This is a genomic window from Flavobacterium croceum DSM 17960, assembly GCF_002917885.1.
In the GTDB taxonomy this organism is placed as follows: Bacteria; Bacteroidota; Bacteroidia; order Flavobacteriales; family Flavobacteriaceae; genus Flavobacterium; species Flavobacterium croceum.
In genome coordinates, this window is the sequence record NZ_PQNY01000006.1 from 108,804 (window position 1) to 120,558 (window position 11,755).

Here is an 11,755-nt window from a genome sequence, read left to right on the forward strand (position 1 = left end):
TATGAATGCTTTGCTTAAAAAAGCACGGTTAGAAAAAGGTTACACCACCAGAGCGTTGAGTGCTGTAACGCATATCGATAATGCTTTGTTATGCAAATATGAAAACGGAAAAAGAAATCCTACAAAAGAACAACTCAAAATTCTTGCTTCCACATTAGACCTAAACTACAATGAGTTATTACTATTATGGATAAAAAATAAAATTATAGAACAATTTGGTCTTGACTCTATAACCTTAAAAGCCATGCAAGAAATTCTAAAAGAGCATTCGCAAGAAGATACTAAAATTGATAGTATTTTATTGGAAATTGAAACCTTAAAAAACAAATTGCAGCAATTGAAATAATGTTTTCAATTACTGCAATGAATATCAAAATACTACAGTAATTTATGTAAATAAGATACCACATTACTTTCTATCCTATCTTCAATAGAAGTGGTATTCTGTGGTTTTTCAAATTTCTCTCCTATAATTTTTTCATAAAGTTCAATATATCTTTCAGATACAGAAAAAATATAGTCGTCGGTCATGTTTGGTATTTGTTGTCCTTCTTTTCCTTGAAAACCATTTTCAATAAGCCATTTTCGTACAAACTCTTTTGAAAGTTGTTTTTGTTCTTCTCCACGATCTTGTCTTTGTTGGTATCCATCGGCATAAAAATACCTTGAAGAATCTGGAGTATGAATTTCATCAATAAGAACTATTGTTCCGTCTTGTGTTTTTCCAAACTCATATTTTGTATCTACCAAAATTAAACCTCTTTGTTGAGCAATTTGTGTTCCTCTTTCAAACAATTTATAGGTATAATCTTCTAAAATTTTATAATCGTCTTCGCTAACAATATTTTTCGAAATTATTTCATTTCTCGAAATATCAGCATCATGAGCACCAAAATCTTCTTTGGTGGTTGGTGTTATTATAGGAAAAGGAAGTTTGTCGTTTTCTTTAAGACCTTCGGGTAACGATACCCCACACAGTTGTCTTTTTCCCAAAGCATATTCTCTATAAGCATGCCCCGATAAATAGCCACGTATTACCATTTCTACTTTAAAAGGAGTACACAATTTACCAATAGCTACATTTGGGTCTGGAGTTGCCAACAACCAATTGGGCACAATATCTGCTGTGAGTTGCATAAATTGGGTTGCAATTTGGTTTAATATTTGGCCTTTGTAAGGAATCCCTTTAGGTAATACTACATCAAATGCAGATAGCCTGTCGCTTGCAATCATAACAAGCCATTGGTTGTTTATATTATAAACATCGCGTACTTTTCCTTTGTAAACAGAAACTTGCTTAGGAAAATGAAAATTAGTTTGGGTAATTGTATTCATAAAGGTTGTTGTGTTGTTGTAGCAAAAGTAAGTTTCTTATGAGATATTTAAAAAGATAAATCATTTTAATTTTAAAATTTTTAATCACTTTTTAACTTAAATTTTATGGCTTTATTCTTACTTTTGAAAAAAATAGTTCATGAAAAAAATAGCTTTTATTTTAATAGGCTTGTATACACTAGCTACTACAAGTTGCAAATCGGGTTCAAATAGTAACAATAGCTTGACTATAAATCTTGAGCCCAAAAGTAATTCTACCGTACAAGGCACAGCTACTTTTATAGAAAAAAATGGCAAAGTATTGATGACTGCAAAACTTACAGGTTTAAAACCAGGAGTTCATGCTATACATTTACATGAAAAAGCCGATTGTTCATCGGCAGATGCAACTTCATCGGGCGGGCATTGGAATCCTACTTTTAAAAAACATGGAAAATGGGGCGATGCAGAACATCATAAAGGCGATATTGGAAATTTTACCGCAGATAGTAATGGTAAAGCTACCCTAACTTTTGAAACAAATGAATGGTGTTTGGGTTGTAATGATGCTACCAAAAATATTATTGAAAAAGCTGTTATTGTACACGATAAAGCAGACGATTTTACAACTCAGCCTACTGGAAATGCGGGAGCTAGAGTAGCATGTTCGGCAATAATTCGATAATATTTTATGATAAATCCTTCTGCTCATAGCTGGATACAAAAGTATTTGGCTTTAAGTTCGGAAAATTTAGATGTACCACAAAGTATAAAAGATTTTTATGTTACTTTACGAAAAAGCGGGTTTATTTATGGTCACATTCATGAACTCGCATTTTTAAAAAGTATTCAACTAACTGGTTGGAAACCAAATGAAATATCAAAAATAGCATTGCTTGATGCTCTTTTTGGGTTATATACTATACAAAGTATACAAAAATCAAAGGTTAATTTTGTTACTAGTTTACAGCAATTTTATTGTACAATAAGTTTGCAAAAAGGCAATTGGACAGAAGCTGATTTACATGCAAAATATTCTAAAATAAATCTTGAAACTGTTTTAAACGAGCGAGTAAAGACGAATGAAAATACTATAAGTCAAAAATTCTCTCACATTCTCACCAATGCACTACTGTTTGTAGATGTATTAGCGTATTACAAATTTTTAAATCAAAAAGAAATATCGCATAAGTATATTGTATCGCTTGAAGAATTGATTATGTCGGTGGTTACTTTGGCTCTTCAATCTAAAATCAATAAATCGCAATACGACGAACTATTGTATAAACTTTTTGAAACTTCTTTACGTTTTGGCAAACATGCAAAAGTAAATTTGCAAAACACTACCGACCTAAATATTGATTTATTAACCCATAAACTTGAAAAGTACTACTTATATGATTTGGCTGTAATGACGCTTTGGGCAGATCAAAAAATGGATGTTGAAGAACTACAATTTTTAGAAAACCTAGCTCAAGTTTTGCAACTTAAACCACGTTTTACCCAGCAAAGTATTTTATTTTCTAATGAGTTTATTGAAACATATAAAAATGATATTCAATACTTTAAATTCACCAATCCAGTAAAACATTTTTATGAACAAGCGAGTCAAAATGTAGCTATATTAATCAATAGAAATCAAAAAAGACTTACAAAAGAACTCTTAGAAAGTAAAGAATTATTACAATTACTAGCCAAAAGCACCACAAAAGAGTTAGATGCTAAAGAAAAAAAGAAAGTAAAAAAACAGTTGCTCGATATTTGTAAAACTATACCTTCGCTTACTATTTTTTTACTTCCTGGTGGCGGATTTCTTCTACCACTATTGGTAAAATATATTCCGCAATTACTACCTTCTGCATTTAATGAAAATACAGAGGATACAAATTCTTAAAAATCTAGATGAAACACATCGTGTAAATCTTTATTGGAGCTTATATTCACGTCCAAATCGGTTACATACCCAGAGTTTAAACCATAAACCCAACCATGCAAACTTACCTCTTGCCCATTTTTCCATGCGTTTTGTACAATAGAGGTTTTTCCTAAATCGTGTACTTGTTCTATTACATTGAGTTCTACTAATCTGTTAAACTTCTTTTCATTATCTTCAATAGAATTAAGTTCTTCTAGATGAAGTCGGTATAAATCTTTTATATGTCTAATCCAATTATCGATTATACCAATAGATTTGTTTTCCATTGCAGCTTTTACACCTCCGCAACCATAATGCCCGCAAACAATTACATGTTTAATTTTTAATGCATTTACAGCATAGTCCAATACACTTAGCATATTCATATCTGAATGTATTACCAAATTGGCTATATTTCTATGTACAAAAACATCGCCTGGTTTACCGCCTACTATCTCATTGGCAGGCACTCTACTATCTGAACAACCAATCCATAGAATTTTTGGTTTTTGTTCTTTTGCTAAGTCATTAAAATAATTTGGGTCTATGGCGACTTGCTCTTCTACCCACTTTTTGTTGTTTTCTAAAAGTTGTTTGTATAAATCTGTCATTTATTCTTTTTTATACTAAGGCTATTTGTTGAGCTAATTTAGAATAAAAAAACCATCAAAAATAATTTCGATGGTTTTTTCGTTCAATTAATGTCTTAATTCGGCAACTGTAAATTTCGGATTTTGATCGTCTTTTATGTATTCTACATCTTGATAAAATGTAACTTCACCTGTTTCTATATTGTGCATAGCGCCAACAATACCTATTTCGCCTTTTTCTACCATTTGTTCTAAAATAAAACTGCGCTCGATTATGCTTTTTACACTGCGTTTTACATTGATTGTAGATACATTTTCTACAAAATCGCTATTCGAAGAATTTCGATTCTCTTTTATTGTTTTTTCTTGATAAACAGCAGGCTGCAGTTTTGACAGTAATTCTGTTAAATTTCCCATTTCTACATGATCACATGCTCCTTTTACAGCTCCACATTTACTGTGCCCTAATACAACTATAAGTTTAGATCCTGCTACTTTACACGCAAATTCCATACTCCCAATAATATCTGTATTGACAATATTTCCTGCTATTCGAACAGAAAATACATCACCCAAACCTTGATCAAAAATAAGTTCTGCCGAGGTTCTACTGTCTATACAACTTAAAATTATTGCAAATGGCCATTGTCCATCTCGTGTTTCATTTACTTGCTCTAGCAAATTTCTATGCGCTTTTAAATTGTTTACAAATCTATTATTACCTTCTTTTAATATTTCTAATGCTTTTCTGGGTGTAATAGATGCTTGTAATTCTTTATTTAATGTTTTCATATTACTCTATTTTTATTAGATATTGGTTGTAAATACGTGTTTTTCTTCTTCGCCAGTGTTTTCAAGATCGTATGCTTTTTTAAAGCCAACCAAAGTTACTTCTATATTTTCGTCTACTGATTTTATTTCTTTAAATTCTCTAATTAAATCCAATACATCGTGAGCTATATAAACTGTATCTGATGCATTGATTATTACTTTTGAATTTTCGGGTATTTGAGCAAGTGTTTCTTTTATTGCTGCTTTATTTAAAAACGAAACCTCTTGTGCTAAATCTATATGGATAATATCACCTTCGTGGTAATCTTGTTTTTTAAATTGATACGCTCGTTTCATATTTCCTTTTAATACAAAAATTACACTTATAAACATTCCTAGGGCTACTCCTTTTAGTAAATCTAAAAATACCACACCAATAAGGGTTGCAATAAATGGAATAAATTGGTATTTACCTTGTTCGTAAAAGTGTTTGATTGTTTTTGGGTTTGCCAATTTGTAGCCTACTAAGAGTAATACTGCAGCCAAAGTTGCCAAAGGAATTTTATTTAGTATTGTAGGTATTAACAATACACTTATAAGCAATAATACTCCATGAATTATAGATGACATTTTAGTTTTTGCTCCTGCAGCATTGTTAGCTGAAGTTCTTACAACGACAGATGTCATGGGTAAACCGCCCAAAATTGCGCTTACTATGTTGCCTATGCCTTGAGCTTTAAGTTCTACATTAGTATTGGTATATCTTTTTTGTGCGTCCATTCTATCTGCTGCTTCTACACACAAAAGAGTTTCTATAGAGGCTACTACTGCAATGGTTAAAGCTACAATCCAAACTTTAGTATTTAAAATTGAAGAAAAATCTGGTAGGGTAAGTATCTCTCCAAAATTTGATATTGAATTTAAAACAGGTAAGTTTACCAAATGCTCACTTTGTATAGCAAAAGGGTTTTTTGAAACTAAAAATACTTCATTTAAAAGTACGCTTAAAATAACAGCAATTAGAGCTGCGGGTATAAATTTTATTTTTTGTAAAGAAGGTATTTTATTCCAACTTATTAAAATTATGAGAGAAACTGTAGTTATTACTATAGGCCCTAAACTCCAAACCGACGGGAGTGCAATAACTTGTGTAATAATATTATCTTCTGTTGAAAAAAATAAAGATAAGTCGCCAAAATAATCTTTATCAATACCAAAAACATGAGGTATTTGCTTTAAAAAAATAATTACGCCTATACCAGCTAACATACCTTCGATTACATTATTTGGAAAATAATTTGATATCGTTCCTGCTTTTAAAAAACCTAATATCAACTGAATAACTCCTGCTAATAAAACGGCTAGAAGAAAAGTTTCAAAATTACCCAAATCTGATATGGCTGTAAGAACAATTGCCGTAAGACCCGCAGCTGGGCCCGATACGCTTAAATGCGATTGACTTAAAAAACCTACAACTATTCCTCCTACTATACCCGAAATAATACCAGAAAATAATGGAGCTCCACTTGCCAATGCAATACCCAAACACAAAGGTAATGCCACTAAAAATACCACCAAACCTGAGGCAAAATCAGACTTGAGGTGACCAAAAATATTTATCTTTTTTGTCATTTTAAAATAAAAGTTTGTTATACAAAATATGTGTTCGCTTTAAGAGCCAACATTTTAAATTATAAGTATTAACAAACTTCTGGAGGTGGTAAAAAGATATCTTGAGAATACAAGTTTTTTGTGCTTGTATTGCGGTCTATAAAAATTGTATTGATATTATTTATAGATGGTGTTGCATCAAAATATTCAAACACTATAATATGTGCTTTGACTACTTTTATATGCGAATGGCTTTCTTCTTCTTCGGTAAGGCTATAAGCGTTCGAAATATCAGAATCTTTATTGATTACCATAACTATTGTGGGTAAAGCAATAAAAGATAGAAACAGAAATAAAACGAACTGCGCTACTATTTTCATACTACAAAAATAACTTTTAAAAAAACATTTAAAAGTTATTGTAATTATTTTAACAAAAATTATAACCTATTTTAAGCAATCCAAGCATGAAACATCCAAATATTTTTTTCTTGTTCAGAAATTAAATCAGATATTAAAGTTGTAGTACCTTCATCGTCTATTTCTGATGCTAATTTTATGGTTTGTCTTTCAAGAATTAGTAATCCTTGTAAACATTGCAATATTAATTTTACGGCATCTTCATCTTCAAAAACATTTTCGCCTATAGGTAAAGTATTTTTACTTAAATAGCTCTCAAATGTATGAAAAGGAGTTTCTCCAAGAGTTAATATTCTCTCTGCAATCATGTCTATTTTAAGCTGAGCATCTGTATAGAGTTCTTCAAATTTAACATGTAATTCAAAAAATCTTCTTCCTTTTATATTCCAGTGAAGGCCTCTTAAATTTTGATAATATATTTGAAAATTTGCCAATAAATTGTTCAAACTATTTGCTAAAATAGTTGCTTGTTCTTGAGGTAATCCTATTGCGTTCATCTTATTTTGTTTTTCTATTTTGTAAAATTATTGGTTATGCTATTTTATTTTCTATAAATTTAATTGATAGTTTTTATATTTGCATAAAATTATACTATACCATGACAATTACACAACTACAATATGTATTGGCTGTTGCCGAATATAAAAACTTTACTCTAGCTGCCGAAAAATGTTTCGTTACGCAGCCCACCTTGAGTATGCAAATACAAAAAGTAGAAGACGAGCTTGATATTCAAATTTTTGATAGAAGTAAAAAACCGATACAACTTACAGATATTGGTATTAAAATAGTAAATCAGGCCAAAAACATTGTAAATGAAGCCGAAAGAATACAAGATATTGTAGACCAGCAAAAAGGTTTTATTGGTGGCGAATTTAGATTGGGTATTATTCCTACTATAATGCCTACTCTATTGCCCATGTTTTTGAATAATTTTATAAAAAAATATCCAAAGGTTAAACTCATTATAGAGGAATTAAATACAAACGATATTATTGAAAAATTAAACAACGGACATCTCGATGCCGCAATAGCAGCTACACCCCTAGAAGAAGAAAAAATCAAAGAAATTGTACTTTTTTATGAACCTTTTGTAGCTTATGTGCCAGAAAACAATAGTGTATTTGATAAAAAAGAAATCACTATAGACGATTTAAATTTAGATGAAATATTACTTCTGCAAGATGGTCATTGCTTTAAAGACAGTATTTTAAATTTATGTAAAAGTAACGGCAAAACAGAGCATCGCAATTATCAATTGGCAAGTGGTAGTTTTGAAACCTTAATTAAACTTGCCGATGAAGGCTTGGGTACTACACTATTACCTTATTTACATACACTCGAATTACCCGAAAAAGCCAAAGCAAAATTAAAGCAGTTTGCAGAACCTAAACCCGCTCGAGAAGTAAGCCTTATCTACCCAAAAAGCGAATTAAAAATTCATATAATTGATGCCTTACGAGCTACAATTGCAGGTGTTATAAAAGGAGCTATTGTGTTTAATAATGTAGAAATTATTAGTCCGAAACCCAATAAATAAAAAAAGGAACCTTGATTGGGTTCCTTTTAGTTTTATGAGTTTATACTAATTACACATTGCCTTAGTTCGGGTTTTTCTTTCACTATTTGTGATACCCAAACCATTAATTCTTCTATTTCAAAAGGCAACAAAACTTTGAATGCCTTTTCTAGTTCTTTACAAAAAAGTTTAGAATCGAAACTTACGCGTTCTAAAACCGATTTTGTATAGCTAAAAATCAATCTCGGCATAAAAACTAGATTATTGGTTAAACATATTTGTTAAGTAAGAACGTAATTTATTTTGCTTTATTGTATCAAAATTACATTTTTTAACGAACCAAAAGCCTAAAAATAAGTTAATATTTTATAGCGCGTAACATTTCTCTTTTACCGGGTGCTCCTGGCAATTTTTCAATTACAAAACCTGCTGTTTCCATAGCTCTTTTAATTACGCCTCGGCAAGCATAAGTTACCAAAATTCCGTTGGTTTTTAATGCCTTGTACATTTGCTTAAAAATCTGATCACTCCATAATTCGGGTTGTACATCATAGCCAAAAGCATCAAAGTAAATAATGTTGTAAAGATTTTCATCTAAAATATCTTGAAATTTTTTACACTGTTTTTTAATAGTAAATCTATCTGAAATAGTTTGCTCTTCTTCCCAATTACAAGTGTGCATCAACATAAATTTTTCGGTTTTTTCAGTTGCTTCTAATACTTCAACATAGTTTAGTTTTTTTACATGCTCAAGATCTACAGGATATGCTTCTATTGCAGTGTAATGAATTGATTTGTTGTTGTTTTCTGATTCTAAATAAGTAATAAAAGCGTTTAAACCTGTACCAAAACCTATTTCTAATATATGTGCTTTCTGCTGGTTATAGTAGTTTAAACCTGCATTAATAAACACGTGATAAGCTTCTTGAATGGCACCATTTTTTGAGTGATAAGTTTCATTAAGTTCTGGAACAAAAAGCGTAGAAGAACCGTCTTTTGTAATAAGTATTTCCTTTTTCAATGTTTATTATTTTACGATTTGAGAAAGTCTATAGAGAGCTATTTTTTGAATTAGTTGTTTAGGCAATTCTTCATGAAGAGAAAATTGTATAGCTCCTTTAGAATATTTATATGCTTTTAAATCATTTTCAAATTTAACAATGGGTTCGGCTGTAGGATAAAACCCAATATGATTTTTATAACCCGCATAATAAACTAAAATTTTATTTTGCTTAAAAGCGGGCATTTTATAAGAAATTGTTTCTGTAGCAAGAGGCAAAACTTCTTTTAAAACAAAATGAAGTTCGAGCAATTTTTGCTGAACTTCATTTGGAAATTGTTCTATATATTGTTTAATATCTCTATTCAATATTACTGTTTTATATATAGTTTTTTTATTTTGGGAATTGGGCCTCCACATTTTACTTCGTGACACGAAATACAAGCATCTATTCCTTTATTAAAATGCTCTTTTGCATTTTTTGGATCTTCATAAATTAATTCTTGGGCTTGAATAAACTTTTTAGCTTGTTCATTAAAAAATGCATCTTTATCGGTATCATCTGTCAATACTGCTTCGTGTATTTTTAAAAAATGCTGCGGAAATTTACCTATGGTATCGCCTTTTTTTATACGTTCTTTTAGTCTTTGATTGTCTACATACATTTGCTCCATAAGCGCTGCCATTTCAGACATTTCATACATCTCAAACTTTTGATTCTCGGTAGAGCAAGCTTCTTTTTTTTGTTTTTCGTCTGCCTTTTTTTGGCAAGAAAACAAAAGCAAAACCATACACAATGGTATTATCAATTTATTGAACATCTTTTATTTTTTAATTAATACACCGTCTGCTAGAAAAGAATATGTAATTTCTGGTTTGGTAATGCTGTCTATGCTCGCTTGCGATTTTCCTTCATCTTTGGCATAATGTTTCAACTCATCAACACTAATAATGTTTACAAAGGCTTTACCATTTGCAATAACCTCACTACCAGAAGCATTTTTGGGTACAAAAAATCCGTAATCTTTAAATTTTACAAAAGCAACTTCTTTGCCCGACAATTCTAAATTCATCCAACATCCTTTTTTTTGGCAAACCTCTTTTATCTTTGAGATTACTTTTACATTTAATGTGTCTGTAGAATCTTTAAGTGTTTTGTATTTTTCTAATAATTCAGCTCCTGTAATAGCTCCTTCTGCTGTAATAGAATCGCCAAATTTTGCATAAGAAACTTTTTCTTCTTTCGTATCTTGACCGTTGTTTTTACAACTTGTAAATGCAAGTGCAAGTACAGCTAGTAGCATTATTTTTTTCATGATAAGTAATATTTTAATTTTTAACAAATTTATAAATTTATGCTTTAATTTCCTAAATAATACAAGACCAGATTTGCCTTAAAAATCAATAAAAAACAATGAATACTATTTTAAATTGATTTTTTTGTAATTTAGCCGAAACTAAATATCACAAAATTATTAACTTTTTATTGTTTTATTCTTTTTATTAAAAGAAGTTAAAAATGGAATCAACAACTACATCCGACATTGAGATTATGCTTTCTTCTCAGTCTAAAATTAACGAAGTAGATTTTGAAAATCTAACTTTTGGAACCGTTTTTACAGATCATATGCTTGTATGTGATTTTAAAAATGGTGAGTGGCAAAAGCCTGTTATACAGCCTTATCAGCCATTTACTTTAGACCCATCTACTAAGGTTTTTCATTATGGGCAAGCCATATTTGAAGGTATGAAAGCCTATAAAGATGAACAAGGCGATGTTTGGATGTTTAGAGCCAATGAAAACTTTAATCGTTTTAATAAATCGGCAATACGTTTGGCTATGCCAGAAGTTCCCGAAGAAGTATTTATGGGTGGTTTAAGAAAACTACTTCACATTGAAAAAGATTGGGTTCGATATGGTATGGGTCGTTCTTTGTACATAAGACCTTACATGATTGCTACAGGCGAAGGCGTTATTGCTCAACCCTCTTCAGAATATAAATTTGTTATTATTTTATCTCCAGCAAAATCGTACTACAATCAAGAGGTAAAAGTAGTTATTGCCAATCATTACAGTAGAGCTGCCAATGGTGGTATAGGTGCTGCAAAAGCTGCTGGTAATTATGCTGGACAATTTTATCCTACAAAATTGGCTGTAGAAAAAGGGTTTCAACAAATAATTTGGACTGATGATGCTACGCATACCAAGCTAGAAGAAGCTGGTACTATGAATGTTTTTTTTAGAATTAATAATACTTTAATTACAGCGCCTACAAGCGAGAGAATATTAGATGGTGTTACGCGTAAAAGTTTGATTGATTTAGCAAAAAGAGAAGGTATTGATGTTGAAGTACGCTCTCTTTTGGTAGATGAATTGTTGAATGCTGCAAAAAACGGTACACTAAAAGAAATTTTTGGAGCAGGAACAGCTGCTGTAATTAACCCTATTGTTGGGTTTGCCTATGAAGATTTGTATTTTGATTTACCTAAAATAGAAAACTCAATGGCTATGGAATTGAAAGATAAATTGAATAAAATTCAATACAAATTGGCCGAAGATACTTTTGGTTGGACAGAAAAAATAGAATAGTAAAACAAAGGGATAATCTTAAAAAA

16 protein-coding genes are annotated in these 11,755 nt (G+C 30.7%); 5 read left to right on the forward strand and 11 right to left on the reverse strand.

What is annotated here, in order from left to right; genetic code table 11:
* The first annotated feature begins 1 nt into the window (after position 1).
* Positions 2–346, forward strand: coding sequence for a helix-turn-helix domain-containing protein (locus Q361_RS06025; protein WP_103725816.1), 345 nt, complete (start codon positions 2–4; stop codon positions 344–346).
* 32 nt (positions 347–378) lie between these two features.
* Here Q361_RS06025 and Q361_RS06030 read toward each other — a convergent pair whose 3' ends face one another.
* The gene (locus tag Q361_RS06030; protein WP_103725817.1) at positions 379–1,335 is read right to left on the reverse strand and encodes a phosphoribosylaminoimidazolesuccinocarboxamide synthase; all 957 of its coding nucleotides are present in this window, start codon (positions 1,333–1,335) and stop codon (positions 379–381) included.
* A 139-nt stretch (positions 1,336–1,474) separates the two neighbouring features.
* Here Q361_RS06030 and Q361_RS06035 point away from each other — a divergent pair, with 139 nt between their 5' ends.
* Both Q361_RS06035 and Q361_RS06040 read left to right on the forward strand, forming a co-directional pair.
* Positions 1,475–1,999, forward strand: a complete 525-nt coding sequence (locus Q361_RS06035; RefSeq protein WP_103725818.1) for a superoxide dismutase family protein — start codon at positions 1,475–1,477, stop codon at positions 1,997–1,999.
* Positions 2,000–2,005: 6 nt separating this feature from the next.
* Entirely contained in the window at positions 2,006–3,208 is a 1,203-nt protein-coding gene (locus Q361_RS06040; RefSeq protein WP_103725819.1) for an LETM1-related biofilm-associated protein, read from the forward strand.
* Here Q361_RS06040 and can read toward each other — a convergent pair.
* From can to Q361_RS06065, 5 genes are all read right to left on the reverse strand, one after another.
* Complete coding sequence (gene can, locus Q361_RS06045; RefSeq protein WP_103725820.1) at positions 3,205–3,840, reverse strand: carbonate dehydratase; 636 nt, start codon at positions 3,838–3,840, stop codon at positions 3,205–3,207. The genes Q361_RS06040 and can overlap by 4 nt on opposite strands.
* An 87-nt stretch (positions 3,841–3,927) precedes the next feature.
* Positions 3,928–4,611 (reverse strand): carbonic anhydrase family protein, encoded by a 684-nt coding sequence (locus Q361_RS06050; RefSeq protein ID WP_103725821.1) that lies wholly within the window; start codon positions 4,609–4,611, stop codon positions 3,928–3,930.
* Between the two features lie 15 nt (positions 4,612–4,626).
* The gene (locus tag Q361_RS06055; RefSeq protein WP_103725822.1) at positions 4,627–6,222 is read right to left on the reverse strand and encodes a SulP family inorganic anion transporter; all 1,596 of its coding nucleotides are present in this window, start codon (positions 6,220–6,222) and stop codon (positions 4,627–4,629) included.
* A 68-nt stretch (positions 6,223–6,290) separates the two neighbouring features.
* On the reverse strand, positions 6,291–6,581 hold the full coding sequence (locus tag Q361_RS06060; RefSeq protein ID WP_103725823.1) for a hypothetical protein: 291 nt from the start codon (positions 6,579–6,581) through the stop codon (positions 6,291–6,293).
* Between the two features lie 71 nt (positions 6,582–6,652).
* Entirely contained in the window at positions 6,653–7,117 is a 465-nt protein-coding gene (locus tag Q361_RS06065) for a Dps family protein (RefSeq protein ID WP_103725824.1), read from the reverse strand.
* Between the two features lie 101 nt (positions 7,118–7,218).
* On the opposite strand from Q361_RS06065, the gene Q361_RS06070 reads away from it, so the two are divergent.
* Positions 7,219–8,160, forward strand: coding sequence for a LysR substrate-binding domain-containing protein (locus Q361_RS06070; protein ID WP_103725825.1), 942 nt, complete (start codon positions 7,219–7,221; stop codon positions 8,158–8,160).
* A gap of 32 nt (positions 8,161–8,192) precedes the next feature.
* Here the strand turns inward: Q361_RS06070 and Q361_RS06075 are convergent, their stop codons facing one another.
* From Q361_RS06075 to Q361_RS06095, 5 genes are all read right to left on the reverse strand, one after another.
* On the reverse strand, positions 8,193–8,390 hold the full coding sequence (locus Q361_RS06075) for a hypothetical protein (RefSeq protein WP_103725826.1): 198 nt from the start codon (positions 8,388–8,390) through the stop codon (positions 8,193–8,195).
* A 107-nt stretch (positions 8,391–8,497) separates the two neighbouring features.
* Positions 8,498–9,160, reverse strand: coding sequence for a tRNA (5-methylaminomethyl-2-thiouridine)(34)-methyltransferase MnmD (gene mnmD, locus Q361_RS06080; RefSeq protein WP_103725827.1), 663 nt, complete (start codon positions 9,158–9,160; stop codon positions 8,498–8,500).
* Between the two features lie 6 nt (positions 9,161–9,166).
* A complete protein-coding gene (locus Q361_RS06085) occupies positions 9,167–9,508 on the reverse strand; it encodes an iron chaperone (RefSeq protein ID WP_245874612.1) in 342 nt (113 codons plus the stop codon).
* Between the two features lie 2 nt (positions 9,509–9,510).
* Positions 9,511–9,960, reverse strand: a complete 450-nt coding sequence (locus Q361_RS06090) for a hypothetical protein (protein ID WP_103725829.1) — start codon at positions 9,958–9,960, stop codon at positions 9,511–9,513.
* A 3-nt stretch (positions 9,961–9,963) separates the two neighbouring features.
* Positions 9,964–10,455 carry a DUF4920 domain-containing protein gene (locus Q361_RS06095; protein ID WP_103725830.1) on the reverse strand — a complete coding sequence of 164 codons (492 nt, stop codon included), beginning with the start codon at positions 10,453–10,455 and terminating at the stop codon, positions 9,964–9,966.
* 203 nt (positions 10,456–10,658) lie between these two features.
* Between Q361_RS06095 and Q361_RS06100 the strand changes: the two genes are divergently transcribed.
* Positions 10,659–11,729 (forward strand): branched-chain amino acid aminotransferase, encoded by a 1,071-nt coding sequence (locus Q361_RS06100; protein ID WP_103725831.1) that lies wholly within the window; start codon positions 10,659–10,661, stop codon positions 11,727–11,729.
* Positions 11,730–11,755 lie beyond the last annotated feature (26 nt).

Bases quoted from the DNA above. Each gene is read 5' to 3' on its own strand.
- Q361_RS06025 (WP_103725816.1), top strand. From the start codon at position 2: ATGAATGCTTTGCTTAAAAAAGCACGGTTAGAAAAAGGTTACACCACC.
- Q361_RS06030 (WP_103725817.1), bottom strand. From the start codon at position 1,335: ATGAATACAATTACCCAAACTAATTTTCATTTTCCTAAGCAAGTTTCT.
- Q361_RS06035 (WP_103725818.1), top strand. From the start codon at position 1,475: ATGAAAAAAATAGCTTTTATTTTAATAGGCTTGTATACACTAGCTACT.
- Q361_RS06040 (WP_103725819.1), top strand. From the start codon at position 2,006: ATGATAAATCCTTCTGCTCATAGCTGGATACAAAAGTATTTGGCTTTA.
- can (WP_103725820.1), bottom strand. From the start codon at position 3,840: ATGACAGATTTATACAAACAACTTTTAGAAAACAACAAAAAGTGGGTA.
- Q361_RS06050 (WP_103725821.1), bottom strand. From the start codon at position 4,611: ATGAAAACATTAAATAAAGAATTACAAGCATCTATTACACCCAGAAAA.
- Q361_RS06055 (WP_103725822.1), bottom strand. From the start codon at position 6,222: ATGACAAAAAAGATAAATATTTTTGGTCACCTCAAGTCTGATTTTGCC.
- Q361_RS06060 (WP_103725823.1), bottom strand. From the start codon at position 6,581: ATGAAAATAGTAGCGCAGTTCGTTTTATTTCTGTTTCTATCTTTTATT.
- Q361_RS06065 (WP_103725824.1), bottom strand. From the start codon at position 7,117: ATGAACGCAATAGGATTACCTCAAGAACAAGCAACTATTTTAGCAAAT.
- Q361_RS06070 (WP_103725825.1), top strand. From the start codon at position 7,219: ATGACAATTACACAACTACAATATGTATTGGCTGTTGCCGAATATAAA.
- Q361_RS06075 (WP_103725826.1), bottom strand. From the start codon at position 8,390: ATGCCGAGATTGATTTTTAGCTATACAAAATCGGTTTTAGAACGCGTA.
- Q361_RS06090 (WP_103725829.1), bottom strand. From the start codon at position 9,960: ATGTTCAATAAATTGATAATACCATTGTGTATGGTTTTGCTTTTGTTT.
- Q361_RS06095 (WP_103725830.1), bottom strand. From the start codon at position 10,455: ATGAAAAAAATAATGCTACTAGCTGTACTTGCACTTGCATTTACAAGT.
- Q361_RS06100 (WP_103725831.1), top strand. From the start codon at position 10,659: ATGGAATCAACAACTACATCCGACATTGAGATTATGCTTTCTTCTCAG.